The sequence below is a fragment of the Streptomyces sp. CNZ301 genome (assembly GCF_004217425.1).
Map to the genome: position 1 here is coordinate 2,426,099 of NZ_SHLG01000001.1, position 19,034 is coordinate 2,445,132.

22 protein-coding genes are annotated in these 19,034 nt (G+C 70.0%); 6 read left to right on the forward strand and 16 right to left on the reverse strand.

Annotated elements, in window-relative coordinates; genetic code table 11:
• The 16 genes from EV375_RS10390 to EV375_RS10465 all read right to left on the reverse strand — a co-directional run bounded on the left by EV375_RS10390 (position 1) and on the right by EV375_RS10465 (position 13,088).
• The gene (locus tag EV375_RS10390; protein WP_055486474.1) at positions 1-540 is read right to left on the reverse strand and encodes a TetR/AcrR family transcriptional regulator; all 540 of its coding nucleotides are present in this window, start codon (positions 538-540) and stop codon (positions 1-3) included.
• A gap of 71 nt (positions 541-611) precedes the next feature.
• Positions 612-1,460, reverse strand: coding sequence for an RNA polymerase sigma factor WhiG (gene whiG / locus EV375_RS10395; RefSeq protein WP_130299196.1), 849 nt, complete (start codon positions 1,458-1,460; stop codon positions 612-614).
• A gap of 276 nt (positions 1,461-1,736) precedes the next feature.
• Entirely contained in the window at positions 1,737-2,951 is a 1,215-nt protein-coding gene (gene dprA / locus EV375_RS10400; RefSeq protein WP_130299197.1) for a DNA-processing protein DprA, read from the reverse strand.
• Positions 2,948-4,597: a YifB family Mg chelatase-like AAA ATPase gene (locus EV375_RS10405; RefSeq protein ID WP_130299198.1), complete on the reverse strand. Its 1,650-nt coding sequence runs from the start codon at positions 4,595-4,597 to the stop codon at positions 2,948-2,950. Before EV375_RS10405 ends, dprA begins: the two co-directional genes overlap by 4 nt.
• The gene (locus EV375_RS10410) at positions 4,597-4,980 is read right to left on the reverse strand and encodes a YraN family protein (protein WP_130299199.1); all 384 of its coding nucleotides are present in this window, start codon (positions 4,978-4,980) and stop codon (positions 4,597-4,599) included. Before EV375_RS10410 ends, EV375_RS10405 begins: the two co-directional genes overlap by 1 nt.
• 216 nt (positions 4,981-5,196) lie before the next feature.
• A complete protein-coding gene (locus EV375_RS10415) occupies positions 5,197-5,520 on the reverse strand; it encodes a DUF2469 domain-containing protein (protein WP_055486339.1) in 324 nt (107 codons plus the stop codon).
• A gap of 39 nt (positions 5,521-5,559) precedes the next feature.
• Entirely contained in the window at positions 5,560-6,288 is a 729-nt protein-coding gene (gene lepB / locus EV375_RS10420) for a signal peptidase I (RefSeq protein WP_130299200.1), read from the reverse strand.
• A gap of 79 nt (positions 6,289-6,367) precedes the next feature.
• On the reverse strand, positions 6,368-7,381 hold the full coding sequence (gene lepB / locus EV375_RS10425) for a signal peptidase I (RefSeq protein WP_130299201.1): 1,014 nt from the start codon (positions 7,379-7,381) through the stop codon (positions 6,368-6,370).
• Positions 7,302-8,756: a signal peptidase I gene (gene lepB, locus EV375_RS10430; RefSeq protein WP_130299202.1), complete on the reverse strand. Its 1,455-nt coding sequence runs from the start codon at positions 8,754-8,756 to the stop codon at positions 7,302-7,304. Before lepB (EV375_RS10430) ends, lepB (EV375_RS10425) begins: the two co-directional genes overlap by 80 nt.
• Positions 8,749-9,468 (reverse strand): signal peptidase I, encoded by a 720-nt coding sequence (lepB, locus tag EV375_RS10435; RefSeq protein ID WP_130299203.1) that lies wholly within the window; start codon positions 9,466-9,468, stop codon positions 8,749-8,751. Before lepB (EV375_RS10435) ends, lepB (EV375_RS10430) begins: the two co-directional genes overlap by 8 nt.
• 43 nt (positions 9,469-9,511) lie before the next feature.
• Positions 9,512-9,862, reverse strand: a complete 351-nt coding sequence (rplS, locus tag EV375_RS10440) for a 50S ribosomal protein L19 (protein ID WP_055486343.1) — start codon at positions 9,860-9,862, stop codon at positions 9,512-9,514.
• 131 nt (positions 9,863-9,993) lie between these two features.
• Complete coding sequence (trmD, locus tag EV375_RS10445) at positions 9,994-10,803, reverse strand: tRNA (guanosine(37)-N1)-methyltransferase TrmD (RefSeq protein ID WP_130299204.1); 810 nt, start codon at positions 10,801-10,803, stop codon at positions 9,994-9,996.
• Positions 10,800-11,360: a ribosome maturation factor RimM gene (gene rimM, locus EV375_RS10450; RefSeq protein ID WP_130299205.1), complete on the reverse strand. Its 561-nt coding sequence runs from the start codon at positions 11,358-11,360 to the stop codon at positions 10,800-10,802. The genes trmD and rimM overlap by 4 nt, the downstream gene beginning before the upstream one ends.
• Before the next feature lie 150 nt (positions 11,361-11,510).
• Complete coding sequence (locus EV375_RS10455) at positions 11,511-11,750, reverse strand: RNA-binding protein (RefSeq protein WP_028435408.1); 240 nt, start codon at positions 11,748-11,750, stop codon at positions 11,511-11,513.
• A gap of 2 nt (positions 11,751-11,752) precedes the next feature.
• Complete coding sequence (gene rpsP, locus EV375_RS10460; RefSeq protein ID WP_130299206.1) at positions 11,753-12,196, reverse strand: 30S ribosomal protein S16; 444 nt, start codon at positions 12,194-12,196, stop codon at positions 11,753-11,755.
• Between the two features lie 247 nt (positions 12,197-12,443).
• Positions 12,444-13,088, reverse strand: a complete 645-nt coding sequence (locus tag EV375_RS10465) for a hypothetical protein (protein ID WP_486588398.1) — start codon at positions 13,086-13,088, stop codon at positions 12,444-12,446.
• Between the two features lie 314 nt (positions 13,089-13,402).
• Between EV375_RS10465 and yhfZ the strand changes: the two genes are divergently transcribed.
• From yhfZ to EV375_RS10495, 6 genes are all read left to right on the forward strand, one after another.
• Positions 13,403-14,344 (forward strand): helix-turn-helix transcriptional regulator, encoded by a 942-nt coding sequence (gene yhfZ, locus EV375_RS10470; protein ID WP_486588399.1) that lies wholly within the window; start codon positions 13,403-13,405, stop codon positions 14,342-14,344.
• Between the two features lie 234 nt (positions 14,345-14,578).
• The gene (locus EV375_RS10475) at positions 14,579-15,016 is read left to right on the forward strand and encodes a PRD domain-containing protein (RefSeq protein ID WP_130301747.1); all 438 of its coding nucleotides are present in this window, start codon (positions 14,579-14,581) and stop codon (positions 15,014-15,016) included.
• Positions 15,013-15,372, forward strand: a complete 360-nt coding sequence (locus EV375_RS10480; protein ID WP_130299207.1) for a DUF2620 domain-containing protein — start codon at positions 15,013-15,015, stop codon at positions 15,370-15,372. The genes EV375_RS10475 and EV375_RS10480 overlap by 4 nt, the downstream gene beginning before the upstream one ends.
• A gap of 36 nt (positions 15,373-15,408) precedes the next feature.
• Positions 15,409-16,806, forward strand: coding sequence for a YhfT family protein (locus EV375_RS10485; protein WP_130301748.1), 1,398 nt, complete (start codon positions 15,409-15,411; stop codon positions 16,804-16,806).
• Positions 16,807-16,853: 47 nt separating this feature from the next.
• Positions 16,854-17,816 carry a phosphotriesterase family protein gene (locus EV375_RS10490; protein ID WP_130299208.1) on the forward strand — a complete coding sequence of 321 codons (963 nt, stop codon included), beginning with the start codon at positions 16,854-16,856 and terminating at the stop codon, positions 17,814-17,816.
• Between the two features lies 1 nt (position 17,817).
• On the forward strand, positions 17,818-18,951 hold the full coding sequence (locus tag EV375_RS10495) for an aminotransferase class V-fold PLP-dependent enzyme (RefSeq protein ID WP_130299209.1): 1,134 nt from the start codon (positions 17,818-17,820) through the stop codon (positions 18,949-18,951).
• The last annotated feature ends 83 nt before the right edge of the window (positions 18,952-19,034 follow it).

The following is a 19,034-nucleotide window of genomic DNA, read 5'->3' on the forward strand; positions in this document are numbered from 1 at the left end:
TCAGCTGCGCACGCCGCTGAGGGCCATGGAGACCGCCGCCTCCGTGATCTCTTCGGGGCTCTCCGCGGCGCCGAGTTCGATGCGCCGTACCGCCGCGTCGACGACACCTTGGAGCAGCATCGCCGCCAGGCGCGGCTGGTCGTGGCCCAGCGCCGCGAGGGCCTCGACGACCATGGCGACGAGCCCTCCGTGGGCCGCGCGGATCTTCTCGCGTGCTCCGGCGTCCAGCTCACCTGCGGAGATCGCCACGACCGCCCGGTGCCGCCCGTCTCCGACGAGCGCCAATTGCCGGCGGACGTAAGCTTCGATCTTCTCTTCCGGTGACTCGGCCTCGGCCATGGCCACCTCGACCTCGGCCGCCCACACGGGGAAGTCGACGGCGCAGAGTTCCTCGACGACCGCGCCGCGGGAACGGAAGTACTCATAGACCGATGAGCGCGCGAGGCCGGTGCGCTGTGCGAGGGCGGGGAAGGTCAGCGCGTCGGTGCCGCCTTCGGACAACAGTGCACGGGCAGCGTCGAGAAGGGCGGAGCGCTGCATGGTCCGGTGCTCGGCCACGGAGGCCGCTCGAATCCTTGGCACGCCCCCACCATACGGACGGAGGTACCGGTTCAGCGACCGACGTCGGCGAGCTTTGCCCGAAGCTGAAGGACGGACTTGGTGTGGATCTGGCTCACGCGGCTCTCGGTCACTCCGAGGACCTGGCCGATCTCCGCCAGTGTCAGGCCCTCGTAGTAGTAGAGGGTCACCACGGTCTTCTCCCTGTCCGGGAGGGTGTTGATCGCGCGAGCGAGCAGGCGCCTCAGCTCGCGGTCCTCGGCCACCTCGACGGGATTGTCCGCGGCGGTGTCTTCCAAGGTGTCCATGAGGCTGAGGCGGTCTCCGCCCTCGCCGCCCACGTGCAGCAGTTCCTCCAGCGCCACCACGTTGGCGAGGGACAACTGGCTGAAGACGCCGTGCAGTTCCTCCAGCGGGATGCCCATCTCCGCCGCGACCTCCGACTCGGAGGGGCTGCGCCGCAGCGTCGATTCCAGGGTGGCGTAGGCACGTTCGACTGCCCGTGCCTTCTGCCGCACGGACCGGGGAATCCAGTCCAGGGCCCGCAGTTCGTCGATCATCGCTCCGCGGATGCGTGTGATCGCGTACGTCTCGAACTTGATGGAGCGCTCCGGGTCGAACTTCTCGATGGCGTCGATGAGTCCGAAAACCCCTGAGGAGACGAAGTCGGCCTGTTCCACGTTGGGGGGCAGCCCGACGCTGACCCGCCCGGCGACGTACTTCACCAGGGGCGAGTAGTGCAGGATCAGCTGTTCCCGCAGCTGCTCGTCGCCCGTTGCCTTGTACGACCGCCACAGCTCGTCGAGCGCACTGTGACCGGCACCGAGTCCGGTGTACTCGGTGCCGGCGGGTGCCTCGGTGGCGGTGCCGGCGCGTTCAGGCCCGGGAGTGTGCTGGGGCATGCGTCGCCTTGAGCCGTTCTGCTGAGTAGTCGTCACGCGGCGGGAGCGTGTGCGTGACCGGGTGCCTCTTCCTTGGGAGGTGTGAGCGTAGCGTGACCGCAACGTCGCAATATGCGATGAGCTCCCGCTTCAGCATGCGCAGATACGTTCCGCTGCCCGCACACGGGAGTTACTGCCGTGGTAGCGCCCGGAACCGGCCTTCGGGGGTGGGCGGGACGCAACCAGAGCATGCGGATCACCCTTTCATTCGATAGCCGCAGGTCAAGGACCGGCTCATCACTCGATGGGGTGCCCGGCAGCGCTACGGGACGCCGCGGACCGGTTCAACTGCCAACCGGTGCCCAGGCGTTCGACGAAGCCGAGTGCGCACAGCTCCTGCAGTCTCGCCAGGGCAGCATCAGGGGTGATGCCGACGGCCTGCGCGAGCTGCGCGGACTGGGCGGCCCCGCGCGCGGGCAACGCGTCGAGCACCATTGCGGCCTCGCCTGGCAGCACGTCACGCGGCACCGTCGCACCTCGTCTCCGCGGGGCCAGCTCACCGATACTGCCCACCATTTCGATCACTTCTGCTGCGTCCGTGACCAGGTTCCCCTCCTCCCTCAGCAGTTCGTGCACCCCGGCGGAAAGCCCCGAGGTGACCGGCCCGGGCACACCCATGACGAACCGGCCCAGCCGTCGCGCGTGCCGTGCCGTAGACAACGAACCGCTGCGCAGCGCCGCTTCGACGACGACCGTGCCCCGTGTGAGTGCGGCGATCACCCGGTTACGGAGCACGAAGCGGCTCGGCGACGGATGATCCTTCGGAGGCAACTCGGCCAGCACCAGGCCCTGTTCACCGATGCGCGCGATCAACTCGGCGTGGCCCGGCGGATAGGCCACGTCCACCCCGCACGCCAGCACCCCGACGGTGGCGCCACCCGCCGCGAGGGCACCCCTGTGCGCGGCCCCGTCGATGCCGTACGCCGCGCCGGAGATCACAGTCCAGCCCCGTTCGGCGAGCCCCGCCCCGAGCACCGCCGCCACATGCACGCCGTACTCGGTGCAGGCACGGGCGCCGACGATCGCGACCGAGCGCAGCGCCCACAGCCGCAGACTGGGGGCACCGCGCACCCACAGCCCGATGGGCCTCGACACACCCAGGGCGTCGAGCTGACCGGGCCATTCGCTGTCTCCCGGGCAGATGAAGCGCCCACCGAGGGCCTCGACTGCCGCCAAGTCGGCTTCGGGACGGGCTCGTTCGGCGCGGGAGCGCAGTCCGGCCCAGCGACGCTCGTCGGCCCCCGGCATCGGACCGGAGTCGTCGCGAAGCGCACGCACCACCTCCTGCGCGCCGTAAGTCCTAAGCCAGCGCCCCGCCTTCTCGTCACCGGGCTCCGCGATCCTGGTCAGGGCGGCGCGCGCGAGACGCTCCTCCGGGCAGGGCTCGCAGCACTGCCCGGGATCCCCGGGAACCTTCCCGGTGGCGGTTCCGCCCTGCGCGTCGGTGGTCATGGCCGCCCCCCGGACGCGGAGGCCCCAGCCGGGGAAGGGGACGTGCCCCGTCGGATCCCTGTGCGGAGCTCGAGGGCCCAGTCGACGTCCTGGACCGTCGGACGGTCGTGCCCCGCCAGGTCGGCGACCGTCCAGGCGACGCGGAGCACTCTGTCCATCCCCCGGGCGGTGAGCAGCCCGTGTTCCATGTCCTCCTCCGCCCTGCCCAACGCTCCCGGTTCGGCGGGCCAGCGCGTACGCAGCTCGTGTCCGGGGACATCGCTGTTCGCCGACCACGGTGTCCCCATGTAGCGCGCGGCAGCGCGCTCCCGCGCAACCAGCACGCGCTCCGCCACCGCCGCGGTACTCTCCGACTTCCCGTGCAGGCCCGCCAGTTCGGAACGGGTGAGCGGCTTGACGTGGACCCTGAGGTCGACCCGGTCCATCAGCGGTCCCGAGAGCCGCGCCCGGTACCGCCGGACGGAGGCGGGGCGACATTCGCACTCGCCGCCCTTCATTCCGTAACGGCCGCACGGACAGGGGTTCGCGGCCAGGGCGAGCAGGAACCGAGCGGGCATCCGCATCATCCCGGAGGCTCGTGCGACCACGACCTGCCCCGACTCCAGCGGCTGCCGCATCGCGTCGAGGACGCGGCCGCTGCACTCGGCCGCCTCGTCCAGGAACAAGACCCCGTGATGCGCCATGGACACCGCTCCCGGACGTGGGAGGCCCGATCCGCCGCCGACCAGGGAGGCCATCGTCGCCGAGTGGTGAGGGGCACAGTAGGGCGGGCGTGTGACCAACGGCTGCCCCGGGGGCAGCACACCGGCCACCGAGTGAACGGCGGTCACCTCCAGCGACTGCTGCGACGTCAGCGGCGGCAGCAGCCCCGGGAGGCGCTCGGCCAGCATGGTCTTGCCGGCTCCGGGCGGGCCTTTGAAGAAGATGTGGTGACGACCAGCCGCCGCAACCTCCAGCGCTCGGCGCGCGGTGTGCTGGCCGGCGACGTCGGCCATGTCCAGGGGGCGCTCCGCTCTGCGCGCGGCACCGGGTGCCGCCCACCCCTGGCCGGGCAGCGACAGGACTGACAGGCTCCGGTCGCTGGCCGGCTCGTCCATGGGCAGTCCGTCGGGCGGCTCTTCCTCCGGAACGGGCTCGTCGTTGAGCAGCGCGATCAGCTGCCGGAGGCTGCGGACCCCCAGGACGCTCACATCCGGCACCAGCGACGCCTCGGGCACCGCCTCCTCCGGGACGACGACCTGCCGGTGTCCCGCGTCGGCCGCGGCCAGAACCGCCGGAAGCACTCCCCGCACGGGACGCACCCGCCCGTCGAGGCCCAGTTCGCCCAGCATCAGCAAGCCGGCGACGCTGCGGGGATCGATCCGCTCGGCCGCTCCCAGCACCGCACAGGCGACGCCCAGGTCGAACCCGCTGCCGCTCTTGGGCACGGAGGCCGGACTCAGCCCGACGGTGAGCTTCTTCTGGGGCCACTCGGCGCCCGCGTTGACCACCGCAGCGCGTACCCGGTCGCGGCTCTCGGTCAGGCTCTTGTCGGGCAGACCCACCAGCGTGAACGTCGCGACGCCCGGCTCCAGATCGGCCTGGATCTCGACGACGACGCCCTCCACGCCCACCAGCGCCACCGAGCACGTCCGGGCGAACCCCATCAGGCCACCCCCCGTGCGTGCTGGACCAGTGGTGCGCCCCGGTCCGGCAGCAGCACCCCGACGAGGTCGATCCGCACTCCGCCGTGGGGCGGCTGCCCGTACCGACTGAGCCAGCATTCGGTCAGCCAGCGCGAGGCCAGTCTGCGCAGCCGCGCCGACTTCGCGGGTGTGACCGCGGACATCGGATGCTCGAATGTCCCGCCCCGGCCCGCACGCCTGGTCTTGACCTCGCAGATCACCAGCGCGTCCCTGTCCCGTGCGACGATGTCGAGCTCGCCCTCGGCGCAGCGCCAGTTGCGCTCCAGAACCGCCATTCCCGCCTGACGCAGCCTCCGGGCCGCGACATCCTCCCCGTACCGACCGAGGGCTTTACGGGCGCTCATCCGCACCACCTCCGGTCACCGACTGTGACGGAGGGAGGGCGAGCCAGTTGATCAAGGTGCAGATCCGGGGACAACCGGTGGACTGTGGACAAAGCCGTCACTCTCACGGAGACGACGACGCCCCTGGAATCGGGCTCGGCGCGCGCGAAAGCGCGGTCCACCTGTGAACAAAGCCGGCATGGGTGACGGATGCGCGGGACAGGCGCTGGGAGGCGGTCAGCCCTTGAAACCGGAGTTCTCGGGCAGATCGAGATCGCTCTTGTTCAGCTCCTCGATGTTCACGTCCTTGAATGTCAGGACCCGCACCTGCTTGACGAACCGGGCGGGACGGTACATGTCCCACACCCATGCATCTGCCATGGAGACCTCGAAGAAGACCTCACCCTGAGCTGAGTGCACCTGCATCTCGTAGTCGTTGGTGAGGTAGAACCGCCGGTCCGTCTCGATCACGTACTTGAAAAGGCCGACGACGTCCCTGTACTCCCGGTAGAGCTTCAGCTCCATCTCGGTCTCGTACTTCTCGAGGTCCTCGGCGCTCATGGCATGTTCCCCTTCAGCCGTGCGTGCCCCCATTGTGCGTCAGCCGCGAGTGCCCCGTCCGGCCCGCCGCGCGATCGGGCCGTACGCTGCGCCGCCGAGGATCAGCGCCGCACCCGCGACAACGGCGACGATCAGCGGCTCGAGCGGACCCGGGTCCGACGTCCCGCCCGGCAGCGCCGAGAAGTCGCCGGGCCGCGCGAGCATCCCCAGACCGCTCATGGGCCAGGCGACGGCGTCCACCCGCGCCTTCACGGCGGATCGCGGAACCGCCCCGTGGTCGCCGTCCTCGAGGTGGACGCGGGAGTCGACCGACTCCATCCGGTGGTCGCCGAGCAGGAACAGCTTGCCGTCGGGCACCTTCGTCGCCTTGAAGGGGGGCTGGGAGTCGGCGCCGTTGCTCTTCAGATACGACTCCTGGAGGGTCTTCCCGTTGACCGAGAGCCGGCCCTGCTTGTCGCAGCACTCGACCTTGTCTCCGCCGGTGCCCACGACCCGCTTGACCATCGGGACCGAGCCCCACACCGAGTCCTGGAAGACGATGACGTCACCGCGGCGGACATCCTCACCGTCTATCCGCTCCGCGAGCACACGGTCACCGGCCTTGACTGTCGGGTCCATGGAATCCGTCGGCACCGTGTAGGGCTGGTACAGAACGGCACCCATCACGAAGGCCCCGAGGAAGAGCACGCAGCCGATCGCCACGGCGATCCCCGAGAGTGCCTGTCCGAAGCGCCCGCGACTTGCTCCAGTACGTCCAGACTTGGTCATCCCTGCACTCCCGGTCAGCTCGCCGCTTCGGTCTGCGCGCACCTTACCCGGGGTAGAGAGGCCTGAGTACGGGGGGAGGTCAGCGGTTGACGGAGCACTCGGCCGCCGCACGGGACGCCCGCCGCCTGCGCCGCCACAGGACGAGCGGCACCGCACCGGCGAGACCGGCGGCCGCGGGCGCCGCGTCCGCGGCCTTCGAGGCGAGGCCCTTCTGGTCGAAGGTGTCGGGCACCGGCAGCCCCGACCACCGCGTGACCGGCCAGGCCACCACGATGGCGCGTCCGACGACCCTGTCCGTGGGGATCATGCCGTTGTCCACCTTCCGGTGGAAGCGCGAGTCCAGGGAATCCTGACGGTGGTCGCCCATGACCCACATCTTGCCCACGGGCACCTCGACGGGGCCGAACGGCTTGTCGTCGCACGGGGTGTTCCCGGGGAAGAGATAGGGCTCCTCGAGCGCCTTGCCGTTGATCTCCACCGGGCCGCCGCGCTTGCACTCGACCCTGTCGCCGCCGACGGCGATGACGCGCTTGATCAGGTCCTGCTCGTCAGCGGAAGGCATGAGGCCGATGGCGCTCAGCACGGTCTGGACGGCACCGCCCACCCCGCTCGGCTGCGGCACCGGCGCCTCGTTCAGCCAGCCGCCCGGGTCGTGGAAGACGACGACCTCTCCCCGTTCCGGTTCCGAACCGAACCAGGGGGTGAGCTTGTCGACCAGCACCCTGTCCCCGACCTGCAGTGTGTTCTGCATCGAGTTCGACGGAATGGAGAACGCCTGGACGAGGAACGTCTTGATCAGCAGCGCAAGGATCAGGGCGATGCCGACGAGGATCGGCAACTCCTTGAAGAACGACCGCTGCTGCCTGTGGTGGCTGTCCGGCGTGTGATCACTTGTGGTGCCGTCTTCCGCACCCGTGCTCACGCTGATGTCACTGCCTTTCTCTGCGGTCGGCGGCGCATCCCGCGCCGCGCTCTGTGCCCCGGGCCCCGAAGCGGACACGGATGCGGATGCCTCAGGGCTTCTGGTCTCCGTGCCGCTCTCGCCCTCGTTCTCTCCGGAACCGGAACGAGCGCCGACCGCCAAGTCCCCCACAATCACTCCTCACGATCCACTGCCGCCTGTTCCACATCCGGGACAGGCCCACCACTCCCATAACGAGCGGGAGTTCCGCAGGGATCGGATATTGCGTCAGTCGGTTGTCACCCTCCCCGATCGGCGGAGCAGCAGCTGAACCGCCCGCGGCGCCGGGCACGGCGCTGAACGAGTCCGAGGCCTCCAGCTTGCCCCAGTGGGCGAACGGCCACGCGATCACAACCGCCCGGCCCTGCACCCGTCCCTCGGGGACGGTGCCGCCCTGCTCACGCAGATGGAACCTGGAGTCGGCGGAGTTGGCGCGGTGGTCGCCCATGACGAACACGCGGCCGACCGGCACTCTCACGTCGAACTTGATCTCCGAAGGCTTGTTGCCCGGATTGATGTACGGCTCCTCGATCGGCTTGCCGTTCACGGTCACTTTGCCTTGCGCGTTGCAGCACTTGACCTCGTCGCCGCCGACCGCGATGACACGTTTGATCAGGTCCTGCTCGTCGTCGGACGGAAGCAGACCGATGAAGGTCAGGAAGTCCTTGCCCTGCTTGATGACGACGGGGTCGTCCTTGCGCTTCTTCTCGCTCGCCGGGAGCCAGCCGCCGGGGTCCTCGAAGACGACGACGTCGCCGCGCTCCGCCTTCGTACCGAACCACGGCGTCAGCTTGTCGACCAGGACGCGGTCGCCGATGCGGATCGTCTGCTCCATGGAGCCGGAGGGAATCACGAACGCCTGGACCAGGAACGTCTTGAGGACCAGGGCGATGAACAAGGCGACACCGACGAGAATCGGTATCTCCTTCGTGACGGACAGACGTCTGCGCCGCTTGACGCGCTTTGCCGCACGCCGGCGCTCCGCCCTTCCGCCGCTCGGGCCGGGCGGAATGCCGAGTCTCTCGTCCCTGGACTCACGGCCGGGCAGATCCATCAGCCGCGCCGAGTAGGCGCTGAGCCGCATGGTCTCGTCCGAGCTCACCTGGGGCGGCGGGAACGGGCCGTTCGGCCCCGGGAACTTCGCCGGTGGCTGCGTGGGGCCGGGCGCCGTACCGGCGGGGACGCCATAGCGGTTGCCGCCGCCGTTCGAACGGGCCTGCGGGCTGCCGAAGTATTCGAACGGCTCGCTGTAGTCGTAGTTGCCGGAGTAGTAATCGGAGCCGTCGGGGCCGCCGTTGCGGCCGTTGAAACCCGGATCCGGCGCTCCCCCGTAGCCGTTACCCTGCCCGCCATAGCCGTTTGAGCTGCCGTACCCGTTGGAACTGCCGTAGCCGTTCTGACCGTTGGAGCCGTTGCGGCCCGGTCCGCTGTACGGATCGTCGTCGTAGTCGCTCGGTACGCCGTAGTCGTAGGGCCCGTTGCGGGAGGGACCCGCCCGGTCACTCATGGGCACCTCCCCCTCTGCCGTGGACCGCTCCCCAGCGTTCCATCGGCCATGCGATGCGGTCGGCCCGCCCGATCACGCGCTCCACGGGAACGGTGCCACCGCCGGCGTCACCGAGGTGGTCCCGCGAGTCGCTGGAGTCGGAGCGGTGATCTCCCATCACCCACAACCGCCCTTGCGGCACTTCGATATCGAACGGCACGGCTGACGGGTCGTCACCGTCATGCAGGTAGTCCTCGTCCAGCGGAACACCGTTCACCTCGATCCTTCCGCGCTCATCGCAGCACCGGACCCGATCCCCGCCGACGCCGATCACACGCTTGACGTAGTCCGTTTCGGACGGCCTGACCAGGCCGACCGCAGCACCGGCCTCTCGCAACAGGCCGGTCACCGGATTCCCGTCCGACTCCTCCTCGTCCCTGAACGAACCCCTGCCGTCAAAGACCACAACGTCTCCACGCCCCGGAGAGTTGCCGATCCGATAGGCAAGCTTGTTCACCAGTATCCGGTCACCGACCTCCAGCGTGGGGGTCATTGATGCAGAAGGGATCAAAAAAGGCTGCACCACGAACACGCTGACCAGCAAGGGCACGCTGAGCAGCGACGCAGCAACTGCGCACAAGCGAGCGGAGCGTGACCAGCCCCTCCGCGTCTGCCCGTCCGGGCCGGAGGAGCGGTCCCGCTCCGCTTCGTCGCACTGCGTCTCGCTGTCCATCGGGCCGAAAGCCTAGTCGCCCGCCGGACCTCGGACAGCTCGATCAGTTCTCGCGCTTCTCCTTGATCTTGGCGGCCTTGCCGCGGAGCTCGCGCAGGTAGTAAAGCTTCGCACGCCGCACGTCACCACGGGTGACGACCTCGATCTTCTCGACGATCGGGGTGTGGACCGGGAAGGTGCGCTCGACGCCGACACCGAAGCTGACCTTGCGGACGGTGAAGGTCTCGCGCACACCGCCGCCCTGGCGGCGGATGACGACGCCCTTGAACTGCTGGACACGCGAGCGGTTGCCCTCGATGACGCGCACGTGCACGTTGACCGTGTCGCCGGGGCGGAAGGCCGGAACGTTGTCGCGCAGCGAAGCCGCGTCGAGGTTTTCGAGAAGCTGAGACATGACCGTCTGCTTTCCTCGCTGATGCCACAGGTCATCAGCGGAATGATCGTGATGCTGACTGGAGAGCGCCGCTCCCGTGCGGGCGTCGGTCCCCCTGTGGCAGGGTCGCGCGCCGGGTACGGAGCAGCCGCCTATTCTTCCACGTGCTGCCCGGTCGGCCAAAATCGGCCGTCCGGGCCCTCGCTCCAGCCCAGACGCTCCAGCTCCGCACGGTCGTGCTTGTCGAGCGAGGCCGGTTCGCAACGGGCGATGAGATCGGGCCGGTTCGCGGCCGTGCGGGCGAGTGCCTGGTCCCTGCGCCAGCGGGCGATCCGGCCGTGGTGCCCGCTGAGCAGCACGTCCGGGATGCCACGGTCCCGCCACAGCGGTGGCTTCGTGTAGACCGGACCCTCCAGCAGATGGGCCATCGGCCCGGCCGCGAACGAGTCGTCCTGGTGGGACTCGGCGTTGCCGAGCACGCCGGGCAGCAGGCGTGCGACCGCCTCCACCATGACCAGGACGGGCGCTTCGCCGCCGGCCAGGACGTAGTCGCCGACGGAGACCTCGCGCACGTCCAGCCGCGAGGCGTACTCGTCGATGACCCGGCGGTCGATGCCCTCGTACCGGGCGGGCGTGAAGACGAGCCATGGTGCGGCGGACAGCTCCACGGCCAGCTTCTGGTCGAAGGGGCGGCCGCTGGGAGTCGGAACGACCAGCACGGGTGCCGGGTCGGCGTCACCGATGATCTCGTCGAGCGCCTCGCCCCACGGTTCCGGCTTCATGACCATGCCCGGCCCGCCCCCGTAGGGGGTGTCGTCGACGGTGTGGTGCCTGTCGTGCGTCCAGCGGCGCAGATCGTGCACGTGGACGTCGAGCAGGCCACGGGCCCGGGCCTTGCCGACGAGGGAGACGTTCAGCGGCTCCAGGTACTCCGGGAAGATGGTGACGACGTCGATCCTCACCGTCCGCCGTCCTCCCTCTCGCCCTGCGCCTTCCCGCTGCCGCCGCCGCGTTCCTCCAGCAGTCCCGGCGGCGGCTCGACGACGATCCGCTGCGCGTCGAGATCCACCTCGGGGACGATTTCGGTGACGAACGGGATCAGCGCCTCGCTGCCGTCCTCCCGCCTGACCACCAGAAGGTCCTGGCCCGGCGGGTGCGCGACCTCCTCGACCCGGCCGACGGGCGCACCGTCGCGGGTGACCACATCGAGGTCGACGAGCTGGTGGTCGTAGAACTCCTCCGGGTCGTCGGGCTGTTCGTCGGGGTCGACCTCGGCGATGAGGAGGGTGTTGCGCAGAGCCTCCGCCGCACCGCGGTCCTGGACTCCCTCGAACCGCAGCAGCAGCCGTCCGCTGTGCACACGGCCGCGCTCGATGATCAGCGGCTGGGGACGGGGCGGGTCGGTGGCGAGCACGGCGCCCGGAGCAAGCCTCGACTCCGGCTCGTCCGTGCGCACTTCGACGGTGACCTCGCCCTTGATGCCGTGGGCGCGGCCGATGCGTGCGACGACTAGCTGCACTGTGTTTCTCCGTGCTCGACCTGACTCGGCCTGATTCGGCCTGCTGCTGGCGCCCCGGTGCGGACCGTTGGCGCGGTACCCGGAAGCGAACACGGGCCGGGGCCGGCGAATGCCGTCCCCGGCCCGTGCCGGTGCTCTCTTGTGCGGGGGTCAGCGGACCTGGTCCACGTCGACGAGGTCGACGCGGACGCCACGACCGCCCAGTGCGCTCACGACCGTACGCAGAGCACGCGCCGTGCGGCCGCTGCGGCCGATCACCTTGCCGAGGTCGTCGGGATGCACCCGGACCTCGAGCACCCGCCCACGGCGCAAGGTGCGTGATTCGACCTGCACCTCGTCCGGATTGTCGACGATGCCCTTCACCAAGTGCTCGAGGGCCTCCTCGAGCATGATCAGGCCCCGGTCGACTCGTCGGAGGACTCGGCCTTGGCTGCCTCGTCCGCCTTCTTGTCGGCCTTCTTCGCCTTCTGGGTGATGGCCTCACCCTTGGGCTCGTTCGCGGACTCCTTCGCCGCGGCCTCGAAGAGGGCCTTCTTGTCGGGCTTCGGCTCGGCGACCTTCATCGGCTCCGGAGCCGGCAGGCCCTTGAACTTCTGCCAGTCACCGGTGACCTTGAGGATCGCCGCGACGGGCTCGGTCGGCTGCGCGCCGACGCCCAGCCAGTACTGGACGCGCTCGGAGTCGACCTCGATGCGCGAAGGGTTCTGCACCGGGTGGTAGAGGCCGATCTCCTCGATGGCACGGCCGTCACGGCGCGTACGGGAGTCGGCGACGATGATGCGGTAGTGCGGCGAGCGGATCTTTCCCAGTCGCTTCAGCTTGATCTTGACTGCCACTTCTGTGGTGTCTCCTGGTCTTGACGTGGGTGGACACAAACGGGTGGCCACGTGGGGTTGCGGTACCCGGAGGTCCGATGGACGCGTCAGTCGAAGGAGAGAGGGGTCCCGTGCGACTGTCGAGTACAGCGCACCATGATGCCACAGACGACGCGCCCGGCCGAACCCGCATCCGCGCCCGGCCGGACAGCGCAACTGCCGGGGCCGCGCTGCGAAGCCGCCCCGGCAGTCCTGCGTTCGCGGGGTGTCAGCCGACGGCGGCCACGGCCTCGACCCTCTCCACCCCGGCGTCCGAGGAGGCGGTGCGCTCCACCCCGGGGTCCGGGATACTGAAGGGCTTCCCGCACGCTCCGCACATGATCGGCGCCTGCGCCAGCACGGACGGGACCACGCGCACGTTCCGCCCGCAGTCGCAGACGGCCTTGACGCGCACGCCACCGCCGCTGGAGCCGTGACGGGCCGCCGGCCCGCGGAAGCTGCCGCCGCCGTCCGCCTCGGTCGCGGCGTCGTACGCCTTGAGCGCCCGCTGGAGACGCTCGATCGTGGGGCGGTAGCGACTTCTGGTCTCGGGAGTGGGCGTCACGAGCGAGAAGCCACTGCTCGCATGCGGCTCGTCGGGATGCGACAGCCCCAACTCCTCTGCTACGGCGAGGAATCTGCGGTTGTGGTAGCGACCGGCACGGGAGGTGTCTCTGATACCGCGCGCGGCGGCGATCCCGTGGACGGCCTCGTGCAGAAGCCTCTCGAAAGAGAGCCCGCCGCCGCATGCGGACGAGGACTCTCCGATCAGCGATTCGGGCGCGGCCAGGTCCGGCAGCTCGGGGTGGTGCCTCTGAATGTCCGCCCAGGCAGCTGCCAGCTCGGCGGCGAGAACTGGTGGTGTCGTGCTCACGTCGTGCTCAACGAGTCGGACCGCCTCAGTGTTCCGATTCCGGGACAACCTAAGTAATTTGCACGTACCGGTCAGTCGCGACGCTGTCGCTCCAGCCGGGGCGAGCACACAGAAGTACGGAGAACCCGCGCAGCCCGGCCATCCCGGACGTACCTCCGAGAGAGGCCCGTCGGGAGCGATCGGTACACCTCGGTGACCATACCGACATTCCCCTGAGCCTTGTGCACCGGGGTGGCCCCCGCGACCAGGGAGAGAGCAGAATCACGTACCGTCCCTCGTTGGCAATATCCAGGATTCTGGATATTATCCGCCGCATGATCAGTGGCGCCGACGAGCGTTTCCTCACGCGGAACGGCATGGCCGCACGTCAGCTGGCCGCGCTACTGCTGAACCACGAAGCGGACACGCGTCTTCCGCGGCTGCGCGACTTCGCCGGCGACCTGAAGGTGGGCAACGGGACGGTTCAGGCGGGGCTGCAACTCCTGGAGGAGGCAGGGGCGGTCGAGACGAAGGCCCGCGGCCATCTCGGCACGTTCCTCGTGCACGCCGACCGCGCCATACTGTGGCGGCTCGCCGGCCTGGGCACACTTCTCGCGGCGATGCCCCTGCCGTACTCCCACCGGTACGAGGGTCTGGCCACCGGACTCAGGGCCGCCTTCGAGCAGGCCGGAGCGCCCTTCGCCATCACCTTCATGCGAGGAGCCTCCACCCGGCTCGGCGCACTTCTGGAGGGCAAGGCCGATCTGGTCGTGCTCTCGCGCTTCGCCGCCGACCGCATCGTCGAGGACCACCCGGTGAAGCTGGTCGCCGACCTGGGGGCCGGGACGTATGTGGGATCCCACGGGCTGCTGCTGCGGCGCGGCACTCCCCTGGCGACCGAGGGACTGCGCGTCGCCGTCGACTCCTCGTCCGAGGATCTGCGGATGCTGGCGGCAAGGGTGTTCGCGGGGCGCGAGGACATCGAGTGGGTGGAGGCCTCCTACATGCAGCTGCGGGGGCTCTTCGCGCAGAGCCGGGCCGACGCCACCGTCTGGAACCTCGACGAGGTGAGCGATCACCTGGGCCCGGACGTCGAAGTCCTGCCGCTGGACGAGGAGATCACCAGTGAGCTCGCGTCGCGGAACTCCAGCGCCGCACTGATCGGACGGACCGGGGAGTCGTCCGCGCTCGACGCGGTACGGGCCTCACTGGACTTCGGGGTGGTCACCGACGTACAGGGCGAGGTTCTGCGGGGCGAACGCGTGCCGTTGTACTGACACTTCGAGCCTGCCTTCTCGCGGTTTCCCGTCGTCCCGCCTCCCGCCCGGCACGTGCTCTCCGTACCGGCGCCTTCCGTGCCGGCGCTCTCAGTACCGGGCTCTCTGCGTACCGGCTGACCGGCGCACACCGGAAAGAGAAAGAACGACGCCGGGTCTCCTCAAAAAGCAGAATCCTGATTATTGTCGTGGCCGCCGATCGTGCCGGCGGAGGGAAGCGTCATGGAGGAGAAGCTGGAGGAGAAGCTGGCTCTCCGGATCCAGTTGTTCCGGGAGACCGGTCAAGTGCGCGCGGAAGTCGCCGACTTCGTCGAGGGCGAACTGAGGGAACTGGACCGCGCGGGACTGCCCGTCTCCGAGGAGACCGCCGGCATGCTCACCAGCCATCTGATGATGGCCCTGAACCGGCTGATGAACGGTGAGTCCCTCGACGACCCCGCGGCCCGAGAGCACATGGCGGCCGAACTGGCCGACCGGCCCGAAGCCGTGCACCGGGCACGGCAGATCGCCGCACGGGCCGAGCACGACCTCGGCACGGCGGCTCTCCCCGCATCGGAGACGGCCTATCTGGCCATGCACCTGGCCGTGCTGACGGCCCGAAACCCGGCGGTGGCCGTGCGCGGAAGCGTGCCGGACACCACGTCCGCAGAGCAGAACGGAGGCCGGCCATGACGAAGATCCTCACCGGAGGGGTCGGCAAGGCCCAAGTCGCAGACACCCTGGGAGACCTGGGCATCGACGGTCTGGAGATCTCGGTCTCCAGCGACATGGACGCGGCGATGAAGCTGCGCATGGGGCAGGCCGACTACTACCTCGGCACCTGCCACACCGGCGCGGGGGCCTCCCTCGGGGTGCTTCTCGGAGTGCTGGGCAGCGGAACGTGCCACACCTTCGGGCGCGGCATCCCCAGCGCCGCGGAGGTGACCGCACTGCTCGAGGACGGAAAGAAGGTCTTCGGCTTCGGCATGGACCAGATCTCCGAGACCGCACCCGTCATCGCGCAGGCCATCGCCGCGCACAACCGCTGACCGCCGGACCCGAAGGAGCACCCCGTGAGCACCGTTCTGGCCGGCGCGCTGAGCGCGGGCGAACACAGCCTCGACTTCTCTCTCACGCAGAAGACGACCGTCATCCTCCTGTGCGCGCTGACAGCGCTCATATCCCACCTGGCGCTGGCCGTCTTCAACGACGGCGTACGTCCGTTCATGCTCGACTTCATCCAGGGACGCAGCACCCGCAGCGCCACCACGGCGGTCTCCTTCGGTCTCTCCGCCGGCTTCATCTTCGGTCTCGGTGCGCCGATGGCGCTGTCCACCGGAGTGCTCAACCCGTGGCTGCTCTTCCTCCCGACCGACGTGCTCGGGCTCCTGTCCCCGAAGAAGTGGCTCGCTCCCCTGCTGGGCGGCGCCTGGGGCGCACTCGTCGTCTTCGGACTCAACGGGGCCAACGACGTCGCGCACGATCTGCCCGTCGACTTCCTGACGGCGATGCAGCAGATGGCGACGCCGATCCTCTTCCTCTTCACGCTCTTTCCGGTGCTCGCGATCACCAGGCAGTTCGGCAAGCTCCGCGGCGGCATCGCGGGCGTCGTGGAACTCGCGCTGGTGATCCTCACGATGAAGCTGTGGCCCGACGTCTTCCCGGGCGCAGCCGCGATGGCGGTGGGCGTGGTCATGCTCATCGGGTTCGCGACCGCGAAGGACCTGCGGCAGCGGCGAGCGGACCGCGAGGAGAAGGCGGCCGAGGCGCAGAGCGGGGATCCGGCGGGCGGGGGCGGCTCGGCCGGACCGGACGCGGCAGTCACCGAGGCCGAGCTGGACGATCCGATGCGGTCGCTGTTCAGCGCGAGCGCCACCCGGCTGCGCAAGCATCTGCCGCTGTTCATGCTGCTGGGCGCGGGAGTCTGCCTCCTGGCGCAGATGCACGTGTTCGGCGGCGGGGAGGCGACGAGCTTCCTCATAGCCAAGGAGGACTACTCCGGCGCCGCGCAGGTGGACTTCTACCGCGTCTTCGGCTTCATACCGCTGATCGCCACCACCGCCCTCGCCTCCGGCGCGTACGCGATCGCCGGATTCACCTTCGTCTACCCCATCGGCTACCTGCTGCCGAGCCCGTGGCTGGCGCTGCTCGCCGGTGCGGCCGTCTTCGCGGTCGAGGTGCTCGCCCTCTCGTGGATCGGCAGGATGCTGGGCCGGCTGCCGTCCGTACGCGACTCCTCCGAACACCTGCGGAACGCGATCAGCGAGAGCCTGTGGCTGGCCATCCTGTTCGGCTCGCTGCTCGCGGCCAACACCATGGGCGGCGGGCTCGGCATCCTCATCGTGGGCGGCCTCTACCTGCTCAACGAGGCGACTGGTCGGGTCGTGGTTCGCATGGCGGCCGCACCGGCCGCCGTCCTGGTGGGCGGTGTGCTGCTCAATCTTCTGTACTGGCTGGACCTGTTCACCCCCGTCAAGGGCTGACGGGAACGGTCGTCCGGGCACCGGCCGGGAAGGCAGAAGCGAGCACCATGTACGAGCAGCGTTCCGTGCGGTCGCTCCGCACCGTCTCCGGGCCACTCGAAGCGGCGCGGGTGCGCGGGCCGGTCCTGGCGCACGAGCATCTGGCGCTGGACCTCGCCCGCGGAGGGGACCCCACGGCTGTGCTGGACGGCCGCCACCGCGAGGCCGTCACCGCCGAACTGGCGGCGCTGCGCGAGGAGTTCGGCCTCGGCCTCGTCGTCGAGCTGACGTGCCTGGGCATGGGCCGCGACGCCGCGGCGCTCGCCGCGATCTCGCGGGGGTCGGGCGTCGCCGTCGTCGCGGGCACGGGCTGGTACTACGAACGCTTCCACCCGGTGGAGGCCGCGGAAGCCGGAGCCGACGAGCTCGCCGGGAAGCTGGTCCGTGAGATCGAGGACGGCATCGGCGGTACGGGCGTGCGCCCCGGCGTCATCGGCGAGGCCGGCAGCCACGGTGACGTGCCCGGTGCACAGGAGGTCCGGACGCTGACCGCCGCCGCGCACGCCGCCAGGTCGACCGGGCTGTCACTCGCGACACACGCCCAGCTCGGACGGGGCGGCCCCGCACAGCTCCGACTGCTCACCGGGGCGGGCCTGGAGCCGCATCGCGTGAGCATCGGCCACCAGGACCTGACGGACGACTCGGGGGTCCACCGCGAACTGGCGGCGGAAGGCGCGTACGTCGCCTTCGACACCGTCGGCAAGGAGAACTACCGCAGCGACGGGGAACGGCTGCGCCTGCTGCTCGCGCTGCTGGAGGCCGGGCACGCCGACCGGGTCCTGCTCAGCTGCGACATCTCGCGGTACGGCTATCTCACGAGCGAAGGCGGCACCGGGTACGGCCACCTCTTCCGTTCCTTCCTTCCGCGCCTGCGTGCGGCCGGAGCCGACGACGCCCTGATCGATCTGCTGACCCGGAGGAACCCGCTGCGCTTCCTCACGGGCGGCACGCGCGACGACGAGGAGCTGTGAGATGAGCCCGCCACGACTTCCCACGACGTTTCCGCTGCCCACCGTGCCGCTGGAGGAGGCCGTGCAGGCGCAGTTCCGTCTGCTGGAGTGCACAGCGCGGCACTTCGAGGGCCCGCAGCTGTTCGAGGCGGACGCCGGTGTGGTGCCGGGGCCGGGCAGGCCGCGCACGACCGCCCGCGTGGAGGCGGTGCTGGCGGACTTCTTCGGCGCGGAGGCGGCGGCCCTCGTGCAGGGTGCGGGCACCGGCGCGATCCGCAGTGCCCTCGGCGCGGTGCTCGCCGCGGGCGACCCCCTGCTCATCCACCGCGCCCCCGTCTACCGCACCACGGCCGTGACGCTGCGCGGCCTGGGCGTACGCACCCACGAGGCCGACTTCAACGACCGGGCCTCCCTCGAATCCGCCCTGGCGAGCGGGGAGTTCCGCTATGCCTACGTCCAGCACTCCCGGCAGCGCCTCGGTGACTCCTACGAACCGCGGGAGGTGCTGGAGCTGTGCCGGACGGCCGGCGTCCGCACGGTCGTCGACGACAACTACACGGTCTTCCGGGTTCCGGTGAGCGGAACCGGGATGGGCGCGGAGGCCTCGTGCTTCTCGCTGTTCAAACTGCACGGCCCCGAAGGCGTGGGCGCCGTCGTCGGCTCCCGTCAGCTCGTCGGGCGGGTGCACGCGGACAACTACTCGGGCGGGGGCCAGGTCCAGGGGCATCAGGCGCTGGACGCGCTGCGCGCGCTCACGCACGTACCGGTGATGTGGGCCCTGCAGTCGCGGACCGGCACCGAGATCGCCGAACGGCTGGAGGCGGGCGAGGTTCCCGGAGTGGCGGAGGTGCGCCTCGCCAACGTGCAGGACCGCGCACTGGTGGTGCGCCTGGACCGGCCTCTGGCCCGCGAACTGCCCGCGTACGCGGCGCGGTACGGGGCCGCCCCGTACCCGGTCGGGGCCAACTCGCGTTACGAGGTGGCCCCGTTGTTCTACCGCGTGTCCGGCTCCTCCCTCGACGACGAACCCGCGCTGGCCGACTGGACGGTGCGGATCAACCCGATGCGGGCGGGGGCCGGTCTCGTCCTGGACATCCTCCGCCGCGCGCTGGAGGACATGTACGCCGCACACGGGACGGGAGCGGGAGGGACCTGACCCCCGGCCGACACCGATGCGTCCGCGACAGACCGCCCGCGCGGCCTCCGTCCGGACCGCGCGCAGACCACGGTCACCGCCGT